This window comes from Rhizobium sp. BK602 (genome assembly GCF_014195095.1).
Lineage (GTDB): Bacteria > Pseudomonadota > Alphaproteobacteria > Rhizobiales > Rhizobiaceae > Rhizobium.
The window spans coordinates 124,002-146,522 of record NZ_JACIBC010000008.1 but is presented as its reverse complement, the minus strand read 5'-3'; the positions used below and the strand labels follow the sequence as shown (position 1 = coordinate 146,522).

The following is a 22,521-nucleotide window of genomic DNA, read 5'->3' as shown; positions in this document are numbered from 1 at the left end:
ACAAGTTTCGGATGAAACCGGGCCATCGCGCAACCCCTTAACCGCCGAGCGCATCCTCGAGGAACGCCGCGAGCTGCGACAGGTGCTTGGACATCAGGCCCGTCGCCGGAGAGGCGGCGGCCGGACGGCCGGTGTAGCGAACCCGCTGGTACTTGGCATCGATATGGGCGAGGACCCATTCCAGATAGGGATCGATGAAGGACCATGCGCCCATGTTCTTCGGCTCTTCCTGGCACCAGACCATCTCCGCATTGCGGAAGCGGCTGAGCTCGTTGATCAGCGCCTTGGCCGGGAACGGGTAGAGCTGCTCGATGCGCAGCAGGTAGATATCGTCGATGCCGCGCTTCTCGCGCTCTTCCAGAAGGTCGTAATAGACCTTGCCCGAGCAGATGACGACACGGCGGATCTTGTTGTCCTTCTGCAGCTTGATCGGGCCATCCTTGATCACTTCCGCATCGTCCCACAGCAGGCGGTGGAAGGAGGTATCCCCCGCCATTTCCGCCAGGCTCGACACGGCGCGCTTGTGGCGCAGCAGCGACTTCGGCGTCATCAGGATCAGCGGCTTGCGGAAATCGCGCTTCAGCTGACGGCGCAGGATGTGGAAGTAGTTCGCCGGCGTCGTGACGTTGGCGACCTGCATGTTGTCTTCGGCACAGAGCTGCAGATAACGCTCGAGGCGGGCCGAGGAGTGTTCCGGACCCTGGCCCTCATAGCCATGCGGCAGCAGGCAGACGAGACCGGACATGCGCAGCCACTTGCGCTCGCCCGACGAGATGAACTGGTCGAAGACGACCTGTGCACCGTTGGCGAAGTCGCCGAACTGGGCTTCCCAGAGGGTCAGCGCGTTCGGACGGGCCAGCGAATAGCCGTATTCGAAGCCGAGGACAGCCTCTTCCGAGAGCATCGAGTTGATGACTTCGTAGCGGGCCTGCGTCGGCGACAGGTTGGCGAGCGGAATGTAGCGCTCTTCGGTCTCCTGATCGTAGAGAACCGAATGACGCTGCGAGAAGGTGCCGCGTTCGCAGTCCTGGCCGGACAAGCGGATCTTGTGGCCTTCGACGACCAGTGAGCCGAAAGCGAGCGCTTCCGCCATGGCCCAGTCGATGCCTTCGCCCGTCTGCACCATGTTGGCGCGGTTTTCCATGAAACGCTGGATGGTGCGGTGCGCGTGGAAGCCGGCGGGGATTTCCGACAGCTTGCGGCCGATCTCCTTCAGCGACTTCATCGGTACGCCGGTCTTGCCGCGGCGCTGTTCGTCGGCATTGTCGGCCGTGTGCAGACCGGACCACTCGCCGTCCAGCCAGTCGGCCTTGTTCGGCTTGTAGGATTGGCCGGCCTCGAACTCCTGCTCGAGATGCGCGCGCCAGTCGGCCTTCATCTTCTCGACTTCGCCTTCGGTCAGCACGCCTTCACCGATCAGCCGCTGCGAATAGATCTGCAGCACCGTCTGGTGAGCGCGGATGACCTTGTACATGTTCGGCTGGGTGAAGGAGGGTTCGTCGCCTTCATTGTGGCCGTAGCGGCGGTAGCAGAACAGGTCGAGGACCACAGGCTTGTGGAACTTCATGCGGAATTCGGTTGCGATCTTCGCCGCATAGACCACGGCTTCCGGATCGTCGCCGTTGACGTGGAAGATCGGCGCTTCGATCATCTTGGCGACGTCGGACGGATAGGGCGACGAACGCGAGAAGGCCGGATTGGTGGTGAAGCCGATCTGGTTGTTGATGATGACGTGCATCGTGCCGGCGACGCGATGGCCGCGCAGGCCCGAAAGGCCGAGGATTTCGGCAACCACGCCCTGGCCGGCGAAAGCCGCGTCGCCGTGGATCAGGAGCGGCACGACCTTGGCGCGCTCGGACAGCGGAATGATGTCGCCATCCCATTGGGTGGCGCCCATGTCCTGCTTGGCGCGGGCCTTGCCCATGACCACCGGATTGACGATTTCCAGATGCGACGGGTTGGCCGTCAGCGAGACGTGCACCTTGGCGCCATCGAAATCGCGGTCCGAGGACGCGCCGAGATGGTACTTCACGTCACCCGAACCTTCGACTTCGTCGGGCGCATAGGAGCCGCCCTTGAATTCGTGGAAGATGGCGCGGTGCGGCTTGCCCATGACCTGGGACAGCACGTTCAGGCGGCCGCGATGGGCCATGCCGAACACAGCTTCCCTGAGGCCGAGCTGGCTGCCGCTCTTGAGGATCTGCTCGAGCGCCGGGATCAGCGATTCGCCGCCATCGAGGCCGAAACGCTTGGTGCCCTTGAACTTGACGTCGAGGAACTGCTCGTAGCCTTCGGCTTCGATGACCTTCTGCAGGATGGCCTTCTTGCGCTCCGGATTGAAGGCGATGCCCTTGTCCGGCCCTTCGATGCGCTCCTGAATCCAGGCCTTCTCCTCGGGATTGGAGATATGCATGAATTCGACGCCCAGCGTCGAACAATAGGTGCGCTCGAGGATCTCGATCATTTCGCGCACGCTCGCATATTCGAGGCCGAGCACGTTGTCGATGAAGATCTTGCGGTCGAAATCCGCCTCGGTGAAGCCGTAAGCTTCCGGCGACAGTTCCTTGTAGTCCTCGACGGGAGCGGCAATGCCGAGCGGGTCGAGCTTCGCATGCAGGTGGCCGCGCATGCGGTAGGCGCGGATCATCATGATGGCGCGGACGGAATCGCGCGTTGCCTGCAGGACGTCCGTGGCATCGGCCGGCGCACCGGCGGTTTCGGCCTTGGCCTTCAACTTGGTTTCGATGACCTTTTCGACAACGCCCCAGTCGCCATCGAGCGCGGAGACCAGATCGCCCTTCGGCTGGATCGGCCAGTTCTTGCGCCGCCAGGAGGCGCCCTTGGCCGCCTTCTTCACGTCGTCGGGGCTGTCCTCCAGCGCCTTGAAGAACGACCGCCATTCGTCGGAGACCGACGAAGGATCGTCCTCATAGCGCGCGTAAAGCTGCTCGATATAGGCAGCATTGGCGCCGTCCAGGAACGACGTGATCTGAAATTGCTCGTTGGCTTCTTGCCTTGCCATGGTGATATGCGGACGCCTTCGTCCGCCTCCCGACTTGTTGCTTTGCCGGATTCATGGATTCCGGCGACCGTAATTCGTCCGTGGCCTCTTGAGGCCACACATCTGCATTTTGAATTCGAAGGCCGGACGGGACCGGCGGCTGCCGCGCCCCGTCCGGGTCTTGCTATAGGTAGGTTCAGCCCTTCAGGACTTCCACCAGCGTCTTGCCGAGACGCGCCGGCGACGGCGACACGCGAATGCCTGCCGCTTCCATCGCCGCGATCTTGTCTTCCGCGCCGCCCTTGCCGCCGGAAATCACGGCGCCGGCATGGCCCATGGTGCGGCCGGGAGGTGCCGTGCGGCCGGCGATGAAGCCGACCATCGGCTTCTTGCGGCCCTTCTTGGCTTCGTCCTTGAGGAACTGTGCTGCTTCCTCTTCGGCCGAACCGCCGATTTCGCCGATCATGATGATCGACTTGGTTTCGTCGTCGGCGAGGAACATTTCCAGGATATCGATGAATTCCGTGCCCTTGACCGGGTCGCCACCGATGCCGACGGCCGTCGTCTGGCCGAGGCCTTCGTTGGAGGTCTGGAACACGGCTTCATAGGTCAGCGTGCCCGAACGCGAGAGAACGCCGACCGAGCCCTTCTTGAAGATGGAGCCCGGCATGATGCCGATCTTGCATTCGTTCGGCGTCAGGACGCCGGGGCAGTTCGGGCCGATCAGGCGCGACTTCGACTTGACGAGGCGATCCTTGACCTTGACCATGTCGGCAACCGGAATGCCTTCCGTGATGCAGACGATCAGCGGGATTTCCGCGTCGATCGCCTCGAGGATCGCAGCCGCGGCACCTGCCGGCGGCACGTAGATGACCGAGGCGTTGGCGCCGGTCACGTCCTTGCCTTCGGCGACCGACTTGAAGATCGGCAGCTTTTCACCCTTGGAACCGGTCCAGGTTTCGCCACCCTTGGAAGGATGGATACCACCGACCATCTGCGTGCCGTGATAGGCCAGCGCCTGCTCGGTGTGGAAGGTGCCGGTCTTGCCGGTCAGGCCCTGAACGAGAACCTTGGTGTCTTTGTTGATGAGGATAGACATCTTGGCTCAGGCTCCCTTGACTGCCTTGACGATCTTCTGGGCGGCATCGTCCAGGTCATCGGCCGAGATGACGTTGAGACCGGATTCGTTGATGATCTTCTTGCCGAGTTCGACATTGGTGCCTTCGAGGCGCACGACGAGCGGAACCTTCAGACCGACTTCCTTGACGGCTGCGAGCACGCCTTCGGCGATGACGTCGCACTTCATGATGCCACCGAAGATGTTGACCAGGATGCCTTCGACAGCCGGGTCGGCGGTGATGATCTTGAAGGCCGCGGTGACCTTTTCCTTGGTGGCGCCGCCGCCGACATCGAGGAAGTTCGCCGGCTCGGCGCCGTAGAGCTTGATGATGTCCATGGTCGCCATGGCGAGACCGGCGCCGTTGACCATGCAGCCGATGTTGCCGTCGAGGGCGACATAGGCGAGGTCATACTTGTGCGCTTCGATTTCCTTGGCGTCTTCCTCGGTCGTGTCGCGCAGCGCGACGATGTCCTCGTGGCGGAACAGCGCGTTGCCGTCGAAGGAGACCTTGGCGTCGAGGACGCGCAGGCGGCCGTTGGTCATGACGATCAGCGGATTGACCTCGAGCAGGGCCATGTCCTTCTCGACGAAGGCCTTGTAGAGGATCGGGAACAGCTTGGCGCCGTCCTCGCGGGCGGCACCCGCGAGCTTCAGCGCGTCGGACAGGGCGGCCGAGTCGGCAGCCGTCACACCGGCGGCCGGATCGATGGCGACGGTGATGATCTTTTCCGGCGTGTCGTGCGCGACGGTCTCGATGTCCATGCCACCTTCGGTCGATACGACGAAGGCGACCTTGCCAACCGAGCGGTCGACCAGGATCGAGAGATAGAGTTCGCGGTCGATGTCAGCGCCGTCTTCGATGTAGAGGCGGTTGACCTGCTTGCCGGCCGGGCCGGTCTGCTTGGTCACCAGCGTGTTGCCGAGCATTTCCTTGGCGTTGGCGACGACATCGTCGACCGACTTGGCGAGACGGACGCCGCCCTTGGCGTCGGCGCTCAGCTCCTTGAACTTGCCCTTGCCGCGACCGCCGGCATGGATCTGGCTCTTGACGACGTAAAGCGGGCCCGGAAGCTGCTTGGCGGCTGCGGCGGCTTCGTCGGCGGAGAAGATGGCAACGCCGTCCGCGACGGGTGCGCCATAGGTCTTCAGCAGAGCCTTGGCCTGATATTCATGAATGTTCATGGGTCTATCCCTGTTATAACGGCTAGATTATTTCAGCGACGGCGCGATGGTGGCGCAGGCTTCGCAAAGGCCGGCAACAGCACCGACCGACTTGTCGAAGGCTTCCTTTTCCGCCTTGTTCAGATCGATTTCGATGATGCGCTCGACGCCGCCGGCGCCGATGATGGTGGGAACGCCGACATACATGTCCTTGACGCCGTACTGGCCGTCGAGATGCGCGGCGCAGGGCAGAACGCGCTTCTTGTCCTTGAGGTAGGATTCGGCCATCACGATGGCGGAAGCGGCCGGAGCGTAATAGGCCGAGCCGGTCTTGAGCAGGCCGACGATCTCGGCGCCGCCGTCACGGGTGCGCTGGATGATCTCTTCGAGGCGCTCCTTGGTGAGCCAGCCCATGGTGACGAGGTCGGTCAGCGGAATGCCGGCAACGGTGGAGTAGCGAGCGAGCGGCACCATCGTGTCGCCGTGGCCGCCGAGAACGAAGGCGGTGACGTCTTCGACCGAAACGTTGAATTCCTTGGCGAGGAAGAGGCGGAAGCGCGAGCTATCAAGCACGCCGGCCATGCCGACGACCTTGTTGGCCGGGAGACCCGAGAACTTCTGCAGCGCCCAGACCATGGCGTCGAGCGGGTTGGTGATGCAGATCACGAAAGCGTTCGGGGCATATTTCTTGATGCCGGCGCCGACCTGCTCCATGACCTTGAGGTTGATGCCGAGAAGATCGTCGCGGCTCATGCCCGGCTTGCGGGGAACGCCTGCGGTGACGATGCAGACGTCGGCGCCTTCGATCGCGGAATAGTCGCTGGCGCCGGTCAGGTTGGCGTCGAAGCCGTCAACCGGCGAGGACTGGGCGATGTCGAGGCCCTTGCCCTGGGGAATGCCGTCCGCGATGTCGAACAGGACGATGTCGCCCAGTTCTTTCAGGCCGGCGAGATGCGCCAGCGTGCCACCAATCATGCCAGAACCAATGAGAGCGATCTTGTTGCGCGCCATTTCGGTGTATCCTTTGCGATCAAAATCCGTGGCGGGACGCCTGCAAGGCATCCTCCGTTGCCGCCATTCGCATAGCCCCAAAGGTCGAAATTGGCAATTGATTATTTTGAGATCAGGATTTTCAATCGGTTAGATCGAAAATGTCTTACGTAAACGTAAGACATTTTGTCACCAATTTGTTATTCGGCCGCCCGCCGGGCCGGAGTCTGGGCGAGATATTCGGCGCTGCGCATCTCGAAAAGCCGCGATGCGGTGCGGTCAAACTCGAAGCCTTCGGTGCCGCGCCGGGCGGTCAGGAGATCCTCCGGCATCGCCGCCGCCGTCACGTAAAGCCGGATGGCATGATCGTAGAGCGTGTCGATGAGAATGATGAAGCGCTTGGTCTGGTTGCGCTTTTCCGGACCGAGCATCGGCACGTGATCGAGAAAGATCGTATCGAAGCGCTCGGCGATCGCCAGGAAATCGGCCGCACCGAGCGGTGCCTCGCAGAGATCGGCGAAGGAAAAGCGCGCCATCCGATCGACCGCGAGCGGAACATGGATGGAGCGGCCCTTCCTCGGGATCTCCATCGGCTGAGGCTTGCGCCCATGCAGCGCCTGCACCCAGGAGGCGTCCATCGCCATGTCGGTGCGCTCGTCGACCGGCGTCAGGTAGACCGGCTGGCTGTTGAGCTTCTCCATGCGGTAGTCGGTTGGCGAATCCAGCGTCACGACATCGACATGGCGCTTCAGGAGATCGATGAAGGGCAGGAACAGGCCACGATTGAGGCCGTCGCGATAGAGATTGTCAGGCTCGACATTCGAGGTGGCGATCAGCACGCAGCCGAACGAGAACAGCTCGGAAAACAGCCGCGACAGGATCATCGCATCGGCGATATCGGTCACGGTGAATTCGTCGAAGCAAAGGAGCTCGGCCTCGTCGTAGAGATCGGCGGCGACCGGCAGCACGGGATCGGCCTGCTTGGTCTCGCCATTCTTGAATTTCAGCCGATGGGCGGCGATGCGATTGTGCACGTCCGCCATGAATTCGTGAAAATGCGCCCGGCGCTTCTTCTTGGCAGGCGCCATGGCGAAAAACATGTCCATGAGCATGGTCTTGCCACGCCCGACGCTGCCATGGATGTAGAGGCCGCGAACGATCTCGACCGGCTTCTTGCGGGCGAACATCCAGCCGAGCGCGCTCGATTTCGTCGCCGGCCGCTTCTGCTTGAGGTTGGCGAGCACCCGGTCTAGGGATTTCGCCACATCCATCTGTGCCGAATCCACCTGAAGCGATCCGGAAACCGTCAGCGCCTTCAGCTGTTCGCAGACGCTGATGGAATAATCGGGCATGGGCTGCATGGGGAAATATCCACCTGTGCAAGAAAGGAAGCGGCCGGAAAACGTTTCGAAGGAACGGGCCGGCCCTTCGAAAGCTTTATCGGCTAAGGCTGAGCGGCTGACCGGAAGCGGTCGATCCGTCGTAACGCGAATCGGCCGTCTTGTAGAGCGAGCCGATCTGGGTGCCGTCGCGGTTCTTCAGGATGACCTGTTTGCCGGACACTTCCCACGACCCCATCGAGGTCAGCTCGCCGGCGCAGCCACGCGTGCCGCCGCGCGATCCGCTGCCGAGATTGGTGAGCGTCAGGAACATGTCGCAGCTCGCGCCGCCATTGCTGACTTTCCAGCTCCCGACCATGGATTCCTTGGTCACGTCCTGCGCCGAGGCGGCCATCGCCTGCTGTTGCTGCTGATTGGCAGCGCTCGGCGCATTCGTCGGCGCCGCCGGAAACTGTGAGGCACTGGCGTTCGTGGGAGGAAGCGCGCTGGACTGGACGGAGGGGACGGGCTGGGCCTGCAGCGGCGCTGGCCGCGAATAGGACGTATCGTCGTTGTCGTATGCCGTGCGCTGGCAACCGGCAAGCGACAGACCTATCGCCGCAGCCGTCACTGCATATCTCAAATGCATCATCACACTCCTAATTGTCCACCACCGACATTTACACGCCAAAATGTCCCGCCGCCGGGTGATATCACCAGAGGCGGACAAGACACTCCAGATTCAAAACCGGAGCAATCCTAGCGCCTTCCTGTGAAAGCACCGCACTCCAGCGCCTGATTAATTTGGAATTATCGTATTTCACTTTGGTTAATCAAGTCGCTACGGCCATAAATCATGAGCGGCCATAGCTCCGCAGAAATCCGGTCATTTCAAGGCTCGCCCCGGTAAACTTCATGCGGAAGCATCCCATGGGCCGTTTCCCTAGCCTCGCGATCGCTTCCGATCATGACAATATCGAGCGAGGCCGTGAAAACCATAAGAGCCGCAACCATTTCCGGCAGCGGCCCTCATCATCGCAATTCTCGCCCACCAGTCGCCGGCGGGTCAGACCCGCCGCTCGACCATCATCTTCTTGATTTCGGCGATCGCCTTGGCCGGGTTCAGACCCTTCGGGCAGGTCTGGGCGCAGTTCATGATCGTGTGGCAGCGATAGAGGCGGAAGGGATCCTCGAGATTGTCGAGACGCTCGCCCTTGGCCTCGTCGCGGCTATCGATCAGCCAGCGATAGGCCTGCAGCAGGACGGCCGGGCCGAGATAGCGGTCGCCATTCCACCAATAGCTCGGACAGGAGGTCGAGCAGCAGGCGCAGAGGATGCATTCGTAGAGGCCGTCGAGCTTCAGGCGATCCTCATGGCTCTGCTTCCATTCCTTGGCCGGCGGCGGCGACACCGTCTTCAGCCAGGGCTCGATCGAACGATGCTGGGCGTAGAAATGCGTCAGATCCGGCACGAGGTCCTTGATGACGGGCATATGCGGCAGCGGATAGATCTTCACCGTGCCGTTGATTTCATCGAGACCCTTGGTGCAGGCGAGCGTATTGGTGCCGTCGATGTTCATGGCGCAGGAGCCGCAGATGCCTTCGCGACAGGAACGGCGCAGCGTCAGCGTCGGGTCGATCTTGTTCTTGATATAGAGCAAGCCGTCGAGCACCATCGGGCCGCAATCGTCGATATCGACGTAGTAGGTGTCGATGCTCGGGTTCTGGCCGTCGTCCGGGCTCCAGCGATAGACGCGGAATTCGCGCGTATTCGTAGCACCCGCCGGCTTCGGCCAGACCTTGCCTTCGCGCATCTGAGAGTTCTTGGGGAGAGCGAGTTCAACCATGGTCAGTTCCTCTCAGATCAATAGACGCGCGCCTTCGGCTCGATCTTGTGCGGATCGATGCCTTCGGCGATCAGGTCGGTGTGAACGGGACGATAGTCGAGCTTCACGTCGCCGGCTTCGTTGACCCATGCGAGCGTATGCTTGCGCCAGTTCTCGTCGTCGCGGCCGGCGAACTTGCCCTCGGTGTAGTCCTCGCGGGCATGCGAGCCACGGCTTTCCTTGCGGGCCTCGGCGCCGTAGATGGTCGCGATGGCATTGGCCATGAGGTTATGAAGTTCCAGCGTCTCGACCAGATCGGAATTCCAGATCAGCGAACGGTCGGTGACCTTGATGTCGGGCAGCTCCTTCCAGATCTCCGAAAGGCGGCGGCAACCGGACTCCAGCGATTCCTGCGTGCGGAACACGGCGGCGTCCTCCTGCATGGCGCGCTGCATCTTCTCGCGCAGCACCGCCGTCGGTATCGAGCCGCTGGCGTGGCGCAGCTTGTCGAAGCGATCCATGATCTTGTCGCAGGCTGCGATGTTGAGCGCCGGAACCGGGCTGTCGCGGTCGATGACCTGACCGGCGCGGATGGCGGCGGCACGGCCGAAGACCACGAGATCGATCAGCGAATTGGAGCCGAGGCGGTTGGCGCCGTGCACCGAGGCGCAGCCGGCTTCGCCGACAGCCATCAGGCCGGGCAGGATACGCTCCGGATTGTTGCTGTCGGCATTCAGCACCTCGCCCCAGTAGTTGGTGGGGATGCCGCCCATATTGTAATGGACGGTCGGCAGGACCGGGATCGGTTCGCGGGTCACGTCGACGCCGGCGAAGATGCGCGCGCTCTCGGAAATGCCGGGCAGGCGCTCATGCAGAACGGCCGGATCGAGATGGTCGAGATGCAGGAAGATGTGATCCTTGTTCTTGCCGACACCGCGGCCCTCGCGGATCTCGATGGTCATGCAGCGTGACACGACGTCGCGCGAGGCAAGGTCCTTGGCCGACGGCGCGTAACGCTCCATGAAGCGCTCACCCTCGGAGTTGACGAGATAGCCGCCTTCCCCGCGTGCGCCTTCGGTGATCAGGCAGCCGGAGCCGTAGATGCCGGTCGGATGGAACTGCACGAATTCCATGTCCTGCAGCGGCAGGCCGGCGCGGGCCACCATGCCGCCGCCGTCGCCGGTGCAGGTATGGGCCGAGGTTGCCGAGAAATAGGCGCGGCCGTAGCCGCCGGTCGCCAGCACCACCATCTTGGCGGCAAAACGATGGATCGTACCGTCATCGAGGCACCAGGCGACGACGCCGGTGCAGCGGCTGCCGTCATCCGACATGATGAGGTCGAGCGCGAAATACTCGATGAAGAATTCGGCGTTGTTGCGCAGCGACTGGCCATAGAGCGTATGCAGGATGGCATGGCCGGTACGGTCGGCGGCGGCACAGGTGCGCTGCACCGGCGGTCCCTCGCCGTAATTCTGCATGTGGCCGCCGAACGGGCGCTGATAGATCTTGCCTTCCTCATTGCGCGAGAAGGGCACGCCGTAATGCTCGAGCTCATAGACCGCCTTCGGCGCTTCCATGGCGAGATACTGCATGGCGTCGACGTCGCCGAGCCAGTCGGAGCCCTTGACGGTGTCGTAGAGATGCCACTGCCAGCTGTCCGGCGTCATGTTCTGCAGCGAGGCGGCAATGCCGCCCTGGGCTGCGACCGTGTGCGACCGGGTCGGGAACACCTTGGTGATGCAGGCGGTGCGGAAGCCCTGTTCGGCCATGCCGAGGGTGGCGCGCAGGCCGGCGCCGCCGGCGCCGACGACGATCACGTCATAGGAGTGATCGACATATTTATAGGCCTTGCCATTCTGAGCGGGTGAGTTCGGTGCCATGATGCAATTATCCTACGAACGCAATCTTCAGAATGGCGAAGAGACAGAGCCCCGCCATGACGATCGCGAAGAATGTGTTGAGCATGAGAAGGACGATCTTGCCGAATTCGGCGTGGACATAGTCCTCGATGATGACCTGCATGCCGAGCCTCATGTGAATGACGCCGGAGATCACCATCAGCCCCATGATGACGGCGACGAAGGGATTCGACAGCGCGTGCACAACGTCCGCATAGGGGGCGCCGGCATGGATGATCAGGAAAACGATGAAGAAGATGAAGAGCGGGACGTTGGCGACGGCGGTCACGCGCTGGCGCCAGAAATGATCGGTGCCTTCCTTGGCGGAACCGAGACCGCGGACTTTACCCAGAGGGGTGCGCATATCCATGAGAAATATCCTTTAGAGCATGATCGGACCGAAGAAGCGCGAGCGGCTTCCCGAGGGATCACGCCAATCAAACCAGCCGGATGACGATGCCGACGATCCAGACCAGCGCGGTCAGACAGATCGAGCCGGCGAGCGTCGCCTTGGCCATCTTCGTTGAGACGGCGGGGTCGAAACCATGTCCGAGATCCCAGACGAAATGGCGGAAGCCGCCGAGCATGTGGTGCAGCAGCGCCCAGGTATAGCCGATCAGGACGAGCCGGCCGATGATCGAGCCCATGATCCAGTTGACCAGATCGAAATAGGCCTGGCCGGTCGCGGCCGCGATCAGCCACCAGGCGACCAGGATCGTGCCGAAATAGAGCGCGCCGCCGGTGATACGGTGGACGATCGACATGACCATGGTGGGAATGAGTTTGTAGACTTGCAGATGCGGCGACAAAGGCCGGTTTTGTGTGACGTTCGCCATCAGAACCTCGCGGCGTTACGATACGCTTCGAACCCGGATATTTCCGGGGCAACGCAGGCACGCGGAAATCCAGTGTGCGTTGCATCAATTGCGACCAATAATCACGGAACGCGGCGGCGACAAGCACAATTGCGGCCTGCCTCGAATTTAATCGATTCGGATTGCCCGCATCTTGGGCGAGTACACCGCAATCGCCTCCCTGGATCAGCCCCCGAATGCGATTTTTCCGCCGCTCGCGTGGACTTAGCCTGGAACTTGCGGCACTGTATCTTCATATTTCATTAAACATTTGGAACGCGAGGCGGTGAGATGGGGCAGTTTGATTTGAAGGCAGCGGCGCTTGTTTTGGCGGCAGCCGCGATTTTCTCCGCCACCTCCGTCACGGCGGGAGACTATTATCGGAAACATCGCCCCCACCATGATTCCGGCCTCTTCCGGTTGCATGAAATCTCCACGCCGCAAGATCCGGCTCGGCCGCAAACAGCCGGAATTGCCTTCACCGCGCGACAGCACGGGAGCGATTTCAGCACCGCCGACGGCTTTGAGGCAAACGGCGGCACCTACGTCTTCGGCTACAGCGACTATGATCCATATGCGGATGCGCGCCTGCCGCCGCGCCGCCCGCGCGCCAAGATCATCGATGTCAGGCTCGCCGGCAGCGCCTGCTCGTATGAAGCCGGCGTCTGCGTGATTCGCCCCTAGAGCGATGCAGCGTTTCACGGGATCGCTGAGCTGCCCTAGCCTATTGCTTTGACGCATTCCGGACGAAAAGCGGCTCACGCACTTTTCCTGGAGTTGCTCTAACGCCGTCAACCGGCAAGAAAGCGCCAGACTGTCGTCTTCTTGACCTCGCTGTCCTCCAGCGCCCGCGTCACCGGCACCTGATAGGTGGCCTCGGCCCGCAGGCGATCCTTGGGCAGATAGGCCCGGCCGGGATCGCCAACGAGAACAAGGCGGCCCTGTGCTGCCAAATGCCGGAACCAGGGCACCAGACGGGCCGCGAAATCGCGATCGTAGAAGACGTCGCCGGCGAGGATCACGTCGGCATCCACGCCTTGACCGACCAGATCGTCGCCGGTGAAACCGAGCGCGACGCCATTCGCGGCCGCGTTCAGCCGCACCGCCGTCTTGGCCCAGGGGTCGATGTCGGCGGCGAGTGCATGGCTCGCTCCGGCCAGCATGGCGGCAATCGCCACCAACCCCGAACCGCTGGCGAAATCGAGCACCCGCTTGCCGGCAACCGTTTCCGGATGATCGAGGACATAGCGGGCAAGCCCCTGCCCGCCGGCCCAGGCGAAAGCCCAGAAGGGTGGAGGCAGGCCGATCTCTTCCAGCTCTTCCTCCGTCTTCAGCCAGAGTTCATGCGCTTCGCTGGCCAGATGCAGCCGGATTTCCGGCACATGCGGCGGCGCCATGAGGCCGGTATTCGCACGGATGAAGCTTTCGGGATCGGTCTTCAAGTGGCCCTCGGATCAGCCGCGTCACACAGGCGGATTGTCGAGACCGCCCATGCGGCAGACTTCGAGCCATTCCTCGTCCGTGACCGGCTGCACCGAAAGCCGCATCGAGGTCACCAGCGACATCTGCGACAGCTTCGGATTGGCCTTGATATCCTTCAGCGACACCGGCTTCGGCATGTCCCGCACGGCGCGGATATCGACGCAATCCCAGCGCGGATCGTCCTTGGCGGTGAAATCGGGATGCGACAGCGCGCAGACCTCGACGATGCCGACGATCTCCAGTCCGTCATTGGAATGATAGAAGAAACCCTTGTCGCCGATCTGCATCGCCCGCATGTTGTTGCGGGCGAGGTAGTTGCGAACACCGGTCCATTCCGTGCCTTTCTCGCCAGCATCCTTCTGCTGCTGCCAGGACCAGGAGGACGGCTCGGATTTATAAAGCCAATGTGCCACGGCTCATGCCTCCGGATTGTTGAAGACCCAGTTGTATGGCTTGACGTCGACGTTCTCGAACAGGCCGGCCTTGGCATAGGGATCGGCATCCGCAATCGCCCTCGCCGCCTCGATGGTCTCGGCGCTGACGATCACCAGGCTGCCATTCGGCTTGCCGTCGGCATCGAGGAAAGGACCCGCGATCTTCAGCGTCCCCTCGGCATTGAGCTTGTTCAGATGCTCGAGATGGGCGGGACGCGTCTCCATCCGGACATTCAGGTGACCGGGCTTGTCCTTGCAGACAAAGGCAAACAGCATGATTCGTGCTCCTTTTGAGATCCAGAAACTATTCCGTCGTGATCGGCCGCGTCATCAATTGCTCGATGGCGGTCGGGATATCCAGCTTGCCGTCAATGATGGCGGAAACGGCTTCGGTGATCGGCATATCGACCCTGAGTTTCCGCGCCAGCTTCGCCGCGATCGAGGCGGCATAGGCGCCCTCGACCAGATCGCCGCGCGACGGGTCGGCCGCCTCGCCGCGGCCGAGCGCGATGCCGAAGCGCAGGTTGCGGGACTGGTGGCTGGTGGCTGTCAGCACGAGATCGCCGAGACCCGAAAGCCCGCGCACCGTCTCGGCCTTGCCGCCCTTGGCGGCGACGAAACGCGACATCTCGGCAAGCCCCCGGCTGATCAACGCGGCGCGCGCCGAATCGCCGATGCCGCGCCCTTCGACGATGCCGCAGGCGATCGCCAGCACATTCTTCAGCGCCCCGCCGAGTTGCACGCCGATGCGATCGTCCGATGCATAGAGCCGGAAGGTCGGGCCGGAAATCGCCTGCGCCAGCCTTTCGGCGACCGCCATGTCGGAGGCGGCGATCGCCATGGCCGTCGGCAAGCCTTTGGCGATATCGGCGGCAAAGCCGGGTCCGGACAGAACGGCGACGGCATGCTGCGGCAATTCCCGCTCCAGCATGTCGGTCAGGAGATCGCCGGAAACCTTGTCGATGCCCTTGGCGCAGGTGACGACGACGGCATCCGCCGCCAGATAGGGTCCATAATGGCGGGCGGCATCCGCCTGCGCCTGCGACGGCATGGCGAAGAGGACGATGCCGGCATCGGAAATGGAATCCGGTTCGGCGGAGAACAGAAGAGAGTCTGGCAGCTCGATCCCAGGCAATGCGGAATCATGCACGCGATCGGCGGCGATGTCGGCCATCAGCGCGGCCTTGCGCCCGACCAGCGTCACCTCGCTGCGGCCGGTCAGCGCGATGACGGCGGCGAGCGCCGTGCCGAAGGCACCGGCACCGATCACCGCGATCTTTTCCCTGCCGCTCATGCCTTCGCTCCACGTTTGCCATGTCCCAGCAGCGTCTCGGCCTTCTGATCGAGCGGCCAGCGCGAACGCGGCTGCACGTCGAGATCGTCAGGCGAAGCACCGGTCGCCATCCGCTCCAGCCCGGCCCAGGCAATCATCACCGCATTGTCGGTGCAGAGGTTCAGGGGCGGCGCAATGAAGCGGAAGCCATTGGCGTCGCAGAGCTCCTGCAGCGTCCGGCGCAATTCGAGATTGGCGGCGACACCGCCGGCCACCACCAGCGCCGGCTTGTCCGCCGTCTTTGGGAATTCCGTCTTGAAGCGCTGCAGCCCGCGGCCGATCCGGTCCTTCAGCGTGCGCGAGATCGCCTTCTGGAACGAGGCGCAGATATCGGCGATATCCTGCTGGCTCACCGGTGCGATCGCGGTCGCAGCCTGCCGCACCGCCGTCTTCAGACCGGAAAAGGAAAAGTCCAGCCGCGTCTCGCCGACCAGCGGCCGCGGAAAATCGAAGCGGTCTGGATTGCCGTTCTTCGCGGCCGCCTCGACGGCCGGGCCGCCGGGATAGGGCAGGCCGAGCAGCTTGGCCGTCTTGTCGAAGGCCTCGCCCAGCGCGTCGTCGATCGTGGTGCCCCAGCGCTCATAGTCGCCGACGCCGCGCACCAGGATGAGCTGTGTGTGGCCGCCGGAGACCAGCAGCATCAGATAGGGAAAGCTAAGGCCATCCGTCAGCCTTGCCGTCAGTGCGTGGCCCTCCAGGTGGTTGATGGCATAGAGCGGCTTGCCGGTCGCCCGCGAAATCGCCTTGCCGGTCATCAACCCCACAAGCAGGCCGCCGATCAGGCCAGGTCCCGACGTGGCGGCAATCGCATCGACATCGGACAGCGACACATTGGCACGCTTCAGGGCTTCGTCGATCAGCGTGTCCAGCGCCTCGACATGGGCGCGCGCGGCAATTTCTGGCACCACGCCGCCATAGGCGCTATGCTCGTCCAACTGGCTCAAAACCACGTCGGAAACGACTTTGGCGCTGCCGTCGTCACGGCGCTCGACGATGGCCGCGGCGGTTTCGTCGCAACTTGTTTCGATGCCGAGAATACGAAGAATGGACGCCATGGAAGTCGTTCGATGCCTGTTGGTCGATTGCGATGAAGCGGAAATATGGTTACGGGAACTGTCGGTAACAACGGATCAAAGCGGATGCAAACAAAACCTTTCCGGATCGGCACGCGCGGCAGCCCGCTCGCACTGGCGCAGGCGCACGAGGCGCGCGATCGCCTGATGGCGGCGCATGGCCTGCCGGCGGAAATGTTCGAGATCGTCGTCATGAGCACCAAGGGCGACCGCATCACCGACCGTTCGCTGGCGGCGATCGGCGGCAAGGGCCTGTTCACCGAGGAGTTGGAGGAGAAACTGACCTCGGGCGAGCTCGATTTCGCCGTCCATTCCGCCAAGGACATGGCGACGAAGCTGCCGGAAGGCTTGGCGCTGACCGCCTACCTGCCGCGCGAGGACATCCGCGATTCCTTCATTGGCCGCACCGCGCCGAGGCTGATCGAGCTGCCGCATGGCGCGACTGTCGGCTCGGCCTCGCTGCGGCGCCAGGCGCTGATCCGCCGCCTGCGTCCGGACATCAACGTCATCACCTTCCGCGGCCTGGTCGAAACCCGTCTGCGCAAGCTGGAAGAGGGACAGGCGGATGCGACGCTATTGGCGCTTGCCGGGCTGAAGCGGCTCGGCAAGGTCGATGTCATCACCGAGATCCTCGATCCCGACGAATTCCCGCCGGCGCCGGCCCAGGGCGCCATCGCCATCGAGAGCCGCATCGCCGACGCCCGGACGAACGACCTGCTCGCCGCCATCAATGACGGGCCGACCTTCGACACGGTCTCCTGCGAACGCGGTTTCCTGGCCGCACTCGACGGCTCCTGCCGCACCCCGATCGCCGGCTATGCCGTCTGCGAAGGCGACCATATCCGCTTCTTCGGCATGATCCTGACGCCCGACGGCCAGCAGGTGCACACCACCACCATCGAAGGCCATCGCCGCGATGCCGAGGCGCTCGGCACCAATGCCGGCCAGGCGATCCGTGCCGAGGCCGGCAGCACCTTCTTCGAAGACTGGACCTGACCGAAGATGCGCGTCGTCGTCACCCGCCCACGGCATTCGGGTGAACGCACCGCCCGGCGGCTCGCGGACATGGGGCACGAAGCCGTGCCGCTGCCGTTATCGGCGCCGGTTCACGATGCCCAGGCGGCCGGCCACGCGCTCTCCGAGACGCAAGGCGCCATCGCCGTCACCAGCGCCGAGGCGATCCACGCCCTTGCGGCGCTCAAAGAGGCCATCCGGCCCCATCTCCACCGCCCGCTCTTCGCCGTCGGCAAGGCAACGGCGAAGGAAGCAACGGCTCTTGGCTTCACGCGGGTTTTGACCTCGGAAGGCAGCGGCATCGAGCTTGCGGAGCTGGTTGCGCAGGATGCGGCCGGCGTCGCCCCGTCTCCCCTGCTCTATCTCGCCGGCTCCCCGCGCGCCGCCGGTTTTGAAACGAGGCTGGCGGAATTGAAGATCCCGCTCAGGATCGCCGAATGCTACCATATGCGCGATGTCGAACCCGACGATGCCACGCTTCGCGCGCTTTTTGTCGACGCCCGCGCCGAGGCCGTTCTGCTCTATTCGCGCCAGACGGCCTTGCGTTTCTTCGGCCTGCCCCTTCTGCGGCAGCAGCCGGAAATTATGGCGGAAACACGGTTCCTCTGCCTCAGCGAAGCGATTGCCGAGGCTGTTCCGGCCGCATTCGCCGCCCGGACGCAAATTGCGGCCATGCCGGACGAAGACAGTCTTCTGGCGCTTCTGACGATGGCGTGAGGCCGCAATTTTGATCTAAGCTCTTTTCATATTCGACTTGTCTGTCTAACCTCGCTGCAGCGCAAGAAAAGAGGACCTCATGGTATCGCGAAAAACGCCAAACCATTCGAAGCCCAACGACGAGCCGATCACGATCGACCTGAAAGCCGAGGAAGCCGCGCAGGCCGCAACCTCCGAGGATTTGACCGAGCGCAACCCGAGCGAACCCGGCAGCTCCTCCGCCGACGAGGTGGAAATGCCGCTGGAAACCGAGAAGGAAACCTTGCGCGACGAGGCCGACGAGCTTGCCGCGGAAGCATCGGAGCAAAAGCTCAAGGACGAACTCGACAGGCAGGCGGAACCCAGTTCTTACCGCCCGGAGCAGCCGGCAGCGCCGCAACGGCAGCAGGGCGCCACGTCCGGACTGATCGCCGCCGGCATCGTCGGCGGCTTGATTGCCCTTGTCTGTGCCGGTGCCATTCAATATGCCGGCCTCCTGCCCGGCGGACGCGCGGCGAAGGATACGTCCGGCGACATCGCCGCGCTCGGCGCCGAAATCGACGGGCTGAAGCAGACCATTGCCAATCTCGCCGCCGCCCCGGTCGCGGCTCCCGATGCCACCCTTGCCGCGCGCGTCGCGGCACTCGAGACCTCGGCGACCGGCAACACGGCTGGTGGCGGAGCATCCGCAACGGGCAATGGCGATGCCGATCAGAAGATCGCCGCCCTCAGCACCGAAGTGGCACAGCTCAAGGCGAGCCTCGATCAGGCGGCCCAAAATCAGGCTTCGGCCGATGCCAGCGTCAGCAAGCGCCTGGAGGATGCCGAGAAGAAGCTCAGCGAGCCGAGCCAGGAAAACGCCGTCGCCCGCGCCATCGCGGCCGCGGCCCTGAAGGCGGCGATCGATCGTGGCGGCCCCTTCCAGCCGGAACTCGACACCTTTGCCAATGTCGCCGCCGACGACCCCGCCGTCGCCGCGCTCAGGGCCTTCGCCCAGACGGGCATTCCGTCCCGCGCCGATCTGATCCGGCAGGTTTCCGCGGTTACGACAGCGATCGTCGCCTCCACGCAGCAGGACGACCCGAACCAGAGCTGGAGCGACCGGCTGCTGACGGGCGCCAAATCGCTGGTGCAGGTGCGGCCGGTCGGCGATGTCGCCGGCGACAGCATCGATGCCATCGCCGCCAGGTTCGAGGACAAGGTGAAGAACGGCGACCTGCCCGGCGCCGTCACCGAATGGAACAGCCTGCCGGATGCCGCCAAATCGGCCTCCGCCGCCTTCAAGCAGTCGCTGGAAGCCCGAATCCATGTAGAAGATCTGGTCGGCGATGCGCTGTCGAAGGCGATCGCCAACACCGGAAAACAGAGCTGAGGACGGAGCGCGAGAATGATCAGACTGCTTATCTTCGCCCTCCTCGTCGTGGCGCTCGGCTATGGCTTTTCCTGGCTTGCGGATCGGCCCGGCGATCTGTCGCTGGTCTGGGAAGGCCAGCTTTACCAGACCAAGCTGATCGTTGCCGCCGGCATCCTGATCGCGCTGGTCGCCGCCATCATGATCGTCTGGTGGCTCCTCCGGCTGATCTGGAATTCGCCGCATTCCGTCACCCGTTATTTCCGCGCCCGCAAACGCGATCGCGGCTATCAGGCGCTGTCGACCGGGCTGATCGCTGCCGGTGCCGGCAATGCGCTGCTCGCCCGCAAGATGGCGGCACGCACGCGCGGCCTGATCCGCGCCGACCAGGAGCCGCTGATCAACCTGCTCGAGGCCCAGGCCGCGCTGATCGAAGGCAAGCATGACGAGGCGCGCCAGAAGTTCGAGCTGATGGCCAACGATCCGGAAACCCGCGAACTCGGCCTGCGCGGCCTCTATCTGGAAGCCAAGCGCCTCGGCGCCAATGAGGCGGCGCGGCAATATGCCGAAAAGGCCGCCGATCAGGCGCCCTACCTGCCCTGGGCGGCGCAGGCGACGCTGGAATATCGCAGCCAGGCCGGCAACTGGGACGACGCCATCAAGCTGCTCGACCAGCAGAAGGTTGCCCATGTCGTCGACAGGGAGACCGCCAACCGCCAGCGCGCCGTGCTGCTGACCGCCCGCGCCAACGACAGGCTGGAAAGCGACCCCACTGGTGCCCGCGACGATGCGCTGGCCGCCCTGAAGCTCGTCGCCGATTTCGTCCCTGCCGCGCTGACTGCCGCCAAGGCGCTGTTCCGCGAGGACAAGGTGCGCAAGGCCGCATCCATGCTCGAACAGGTCTGGAAGGCCAAGCCGCATCCCGAGATCGGCAAGGCCTATGTCCGCGCCCGCAGCGGCGACAGCGTCACCGACCGGCTGAAGCGCGCCGAGCGGCTGGAAGCGCTGCGCCCGAACAATGTCGAGGCGCTGCTGGTCACCGCGAAAGCCGCCCTCGATGCCCGTGATTTCGCCAAGGCCCGCGCCAAGGCCGAGGCGGCGGCCCGCATCGATGCGCGCGAGGGCGCCTTCCTGCTGCTTGCCGATATCGAGGAGGCCGAAACCGGCGACCAGGGTCGCGTCCGCCACTGGATGGCGCAGGCGCTGCGCGCGCCGCGCGATCCCGCCTGGGTGGCCGACGGCTTCGTTTCCGACAAATGGCTGCCGCTGTCGCCCATCACCGGCCGGCTCGATGCCTTCGAATGGAAGGCGCCGTTCGGTCAGATCGAAGGTCCGGTGGAGGAAGGCTCCGCGGTCTCGGTCGACGCGGCGCTGAAGTCCTTGCCGCCGATGCGGGAGCCCGCGCCCGCAACCGCAGCGGAAAAGCCGGCTTCACCGATAGTTGCATCGCCGGCTGCCGGCAGCTCTGTTATAGAACTGGAACCGATCGTGGCGAAGCCGGCGACAACCGCCGCCACGACCGAACCGGCCGGCGAAGCGGAAACAAGGCCCTTTTTCGGCGGTGCGCCGGACGATCCGGGCGTGAAAAATCGAGAACTTGAACCGGAACCCAAGACACGGCTCAAGTTGTTCTAGGGCCTGATCCGCCGGAAGCGCGCTTACGCTTCTGGAGGACCGCGCCCGAGTTGCTGTAAGAATGGAATCGGATGTTTGAACGCTTTCAGGAATTTTTCCAGAATCTGACCAAGGATCACCCCAAATCCGGTTTTGCTCCCGATGACCCTCGCATAGCGGTGGCGGCTCTCTGCTTCCAGGTGATGGAAGCGGACGGCAAGATCGAGGACAGCGAAAAGAAGCGGCTGCGCAAACTCCTGAAGAGCCAGTACGGCCTCGACGGCCGCCAGCTCGATGCCTTGATCGCCGCCGGCCAGGAGGCCGAGAGCGAGGCGGTGGACTACTACCGCTTCACCTCCGACCTGAAGCGTCATCTGAACAGCGAGCAGCGCGTCGAGCTCCTCGGCATTCTCTGGGACATCGTCTATGCGGATGGCGAGCGCAGCGAGATGGAAGACCATGCCATCTGGCGCATCGCCGATCTCATGGGTGTCTCCGACCGCGAGCGGATCATCAAGCGTCAGGAAGCGGCTGCCCGCGCGTCGAGCGCGCTGGTGGAGACCGGCGACGATGATTGAGCCGGAACCGCCGCGGAGCCGCCGGCAGGGACCGGTGCTGATCGTCCTGCATCAGGAACGCTCCAGCCCCGGCCGCGTCGGACAGATGCTTCTGGAAAAAGGCTACGACCTCGACATCCGCCGCCCGGTGCTGGGCGACAAATTGCCGGCGACGCTGGAAGGGCATGCCGGCGCGGTGATCTTCGGCGGGCCGATGAGCGCCAACGATCCCGACGATTTCGTCAAGGCCGAGATCGACTGGCTCAAGGTTCCCCTCAAGGAAAACCGCCCCTATCTCGGCATCTGTCTCGGCGCCCAGATGCTCGCCCGCCATCTCGGCGCCAAGGTGAAGCCGCGCGACGACGGCAAGACCGAAATCGGCTGGTACCCGCTGCAGCCCACCGAAAAGGGCCGGCTGCTGATGCGCTGGCCGCAAATGGTCTATCACTTCCACCGCGAAGGCTTCGACCTGCCGCACGGCGCAGACCTGCTGGCGACGGGCGACACCTACCCCAACCAGGCCTATCGCTACGGCGCCAATGCCTGGGGCCTGCAGTTCCACGCCGAACTCACCCGCGCCATGATGCAGCGCTGGGTCGTGCATGGCGAACACCGCTTCTGCATGCCGAACGCCCAGCAGGGCCGCGAGCATCTGGAAGGCCGCATGATCTTCGATGCCGCCCTGAAAGCCTGGCTCTCCGATTTCCTCGACATGGTATTCGAGGGCAAGCACACGATGGCGGCTTGAGGCGGCGAAAACGAACCGTATCGAGCCTGCAGCTTCTCCATCCTCCTGCCC

General features: G+C 63.6%; 22 protein-coding genes. 7 read left to right on the top strand and 15 right to left on the bottom strand.

What is annotated here, in order from left to right; genetic code table 11:
- Window positions 1-37: 37 nt before the first annotated feature.
- From FHX11_RS24120 to sdhC, 10 genes are all read right to left on the bottom strand, one after another.
- Window positions 38-3,022, bottom strand: a complete 2,985-nt coding sequence (locus FHX11_RS24120; RefSeq protein WP_184362006.1) for a 2-oxoglutarate dehydrogenase E1 component — start codon at window positions 3,020-3,022, stop codon at window positions 38-40.
- Window positions 3,023-3,197: 175 nt separating this feature from the next.
- On the bottom strand, window positions 3,198-4,100 hold the full coding sequence (gene sucD, locus FHX11_RS24115; RefSeq protein ID WP_184362003.1) for a succinate--CoA ligase subunit alpha: 903 nt from the start codon (window positions 4,098-4,100) through the stop codon (window positions 3,198-3,200).
- A 6-nt stretch (window positions 4,101-4,106) separates the two neighbouring features.
- Complete coding sequence (gene sucC, locus FHX11_RS24110) at window positions 4,107-5,303, bottom strand: ADP-forming succinate--CoA ligase subunit beta (protein WP_184362000.1); 1,197 nt, start codon at window positions 5,301-5,303, stop codon at window positions 4,107-4,109.
- Window positions 5,304-5,330: 27 nt separating this feature from the next.
- Window positions 5,331-6,293, bottom strand: coding sequence for a malate dehydrogenase (gene mdh, locus FHX11_RS24105; RefSeq protein ID WP_184361997.1), 963 nt, complete (start codon window positions 6,291-6,293; stop codon window positions 5,331-5,333).
- Window positions 6,294-6,472: 179 nt separating this feature from the next.
- On the bottom strand, window positions 6,473-7,633 hold the full coding sequence (gene zapE, locus FHX11_RS24100; RefSeq protein WP_184361994.1) for a cell division protein ZapE: 1,161 nt from the start codon (window positions 7,631-7,633) through the stop codon (window positions 6,473-6,475).
- Window positions 7,634-7,709: 76 nt separating this feature from the next.
- Window positions 7,710-8,240, bottom strand: a complete 531-nt coding sequence (locus FHX11_RS24095; protein WP_184362380.1) for a protease inhibitor Inh/omp19 family protein — start codon at window positions 8,238-8,240, stop codon at window positions 7,710-7,712.
- Between the two features lie 417 nt (window positions 8,241-8,657).
- Window positions 8,658-9,437 carry a succinate dehydrogenase iron-sulfur subunit gene (locus tag FHX11_RS24090; protein WP_184361991.1) on the bottom strand — a complete coding sequence of 260 codons (780 nt, stop codon included), beginning with the start codon at window positions 9,435-9,437 and terminating at the stop codon, window positions 8,658-8,660.
- A 17-nt stretch (window positions 9,438-9,454) separates the two neighbouring features.
- On the bottom strand, window positions 9,455-11,296 hold the full coding sequence (gene sdhA, locus FHX11_RS24085; protein WP_184361988.1) for a succinate dehydrogenase flavoprotein subunit: 1,842 nt from the start codon (window positions 11,294-11,296) through the stop codon (window positions 9,455-9,457).
- A gap of 7 nt (window positions 11,297-11,303) precedes the next feature.
- Window positions 11,304-11,684: a succinate dehydrogenase, hydrophobic membrane anchor protein gene (gene sdhD, locus FHX11_RS24080; RefSeq protein WP_184361985.1), complete on the bottom strand. Its 381-nt coding sequence runs from the start codon at window positions 11,682-11,684 to the stop codon at window positions 11,304-11,306.
- 67 nt (window positions 11,685-11,751) lie between these two features.
- Window positions 11,752-12,150, bottom strand: a complete 399-nt coding sequence (sdhC, locus tag FHX11_RS24075) for a succinate dehydrogenase, cytochrome b556 subunit (protein ID WP_184361982.1) — start codon at window positions 12,148-12,150, stop codon at window positions 11,752-11,754.
- A 309-nt stretch (window positions 12,151-12,459) separates the two neighbouring features.
- Here sdhC and FHX11_RS24070 point away from each other — a divergent pair, with 309 nt between their 5' ends.
- Window positions 12,460-12,852 (top strand): hypothetical protein, encoded by a 393-nt coding sequence (locus FHX11_RS24070; RefSeq protein WP_184361979.1) that lies wholly within the window; start codon window positions 12,460-12,462, stop codon window positions 12,850-12,852.
- Window positions 12,853-12,959: 107 nt separating this feature from the next.
- On the opposite strand, the gene FHX11_RS24065 is transcribed toward FHX11_RS24070, so the two are convergent.
- The 5 genes from FHX11_RS24065 to tsaD are packed head-to-tail and all read right to left on the bottom strand — an operon-like array spanning window position 12,960 to window position 16,472.
- Window positions 12,960-13,610, bottom strand: a complete 651-nt coding sequence (locus FHX11_RS24065) for a methyltransferase (protein WP_184361975.1) — start codon at window positions 13,608-13,610, stop codon at window positions 12,960-12,962.
- Window positions 13,611-13,631: 21 nt separating this feature from the next.
- Window positions 13,632-14,063 carry an EVE domain-containing protein gene (locus tag FHX11_RS24060; protein WP_184361973.1) on the bottom strand — a complete coding sequence of 144 codons (432 nt, stop codon included), beginning with the start codon at window positions 14,061-14,063 and terminating at the stop codon, window positions 13,632-13,634.
- A 3-nt stretch (window positions 14,064-14,066) separates the two neighbouring features.
- Window positions 14,067-14,360: a YciI-like protein gene (locus FHX11_RS24055; protein ID WP_184361970.1), complete on the bottom strand. Its 294-nt coding sequence runs from the start codon at window positions 14,358-14,360 to the stop codon at window positions 14,067-14,069.
- 28 nt (window positions 14,361-14,388) lie between these two features.
- The gene (locus tag FHX11_RS24050) at window positions 14,389-15,378 is read right to left on the bottom strand and encodes an NAD(P)H-dependent glycerol-3-phosphate dehydrogenase (RefSeq protein ID WP_184361967.1); all 990 of its coding nucleotides are present in this window, start codon (window positions 15,376-15,378) and stop codon (window positions 14,389-14,391) included.
- Window positions 15,375-16,472, bottom strand: coding sequence for a tRNA (adenosine(37)-N6)-threonylcarbamoyltransferase complex transferase subunit TsaD (tsaD, locus tag FHX11_RS24045; RefSeq protein WP_184361964.1), 1,098 nt, complete (start codon window positions 16,470-16,472; stop codon window positions 15,375-15,377). The genes FHX11_RS24050 and tsaD overlap by 4 nt, the downstream gene beginning before the upstream one ends.
- 84 nt (window positions 16,473-16,556) lie before the next feature.
- Between tsaD and hemC the strand changes: the two genes are divergently transcribed.
- From hemC to FHX11_RS24015, 6 genes are all read left to right on the top strand, one after another.
- Window positions 16,557-17,486 (top strand): hydroxymethylbilane synthase, encoded by a 930-nt coding sequence (gene hemC / locus FHX11_RS24040; protein ID WP_184361961.1) that lies wholly within the window; start codon window positions 16,557-16,559, stop codon window positions 17,484-17,486.
- Window positions 17,487-17,492: 6 nt separating this feature from the next.
- Window positions 17,493-18,221: a uroporphyrinogen-III synthase gene (locus FHX11_RS24035; RefSeq protein ID WP_184361959.1), complete on the top strand. Its 729-nt coding sequence runs from the start codon at window positions 17,493-17,495 to the stop codon at window positions 18,219-18,221.
- Window positions 18,222-18,300: 79 nt separating this feature from the next.
- Entirely contained in the window at window positions 18,301-19,572 is a 1,272-nt protein-coding gene (locus tag FHX11_RS24030) for a COG4223 family protein (RefSeq protein WP_184361957.1), read from the top strand.
- Between the two features lie 15 nt (window positions 19,573-19,587).
- On the top strand, window positions 19,588-21,186 hold the full coding sequence (locus tag FHX11_RS24025) for a heme biosynthesis protein HemY (protein ID WP_184361955.1): 1,599 nt from the start codon (window positions 19,588-19,590) through the stop codon (window positions 21,184-21,186).
- Window positions 21,187-21,257: 71 nt separating this feature from the next.
- Window positions 21,258-21,743: a TerB family tellurite resistance protein gene (locus tag FHX11_RS24020; RefSeq protein WP_184361953.1), complete on the top strand. Its 486-nt coding sequence runs from the start codon at window positions 21,258-21,260 to the stop codon at window positions 21,741-21,743.
- Window positions 21,736-22,470 (top strand): glutamine amidotransferase, encoded by a 735-nt coding sequence (locus FHX11_RS24015; RefSeq protein WP_184361951.1) that lies wholly within the window; start codon window positions 21,736-21,738, stop codon window positions 22,468-22,470. Before FHX11_RS24020 ends, FHX11_RS24015 begins: the two co-directional genes overlap by 8 nt.
- Window positions 22,471-22,521: the final 51 nt, after the last annotated feature.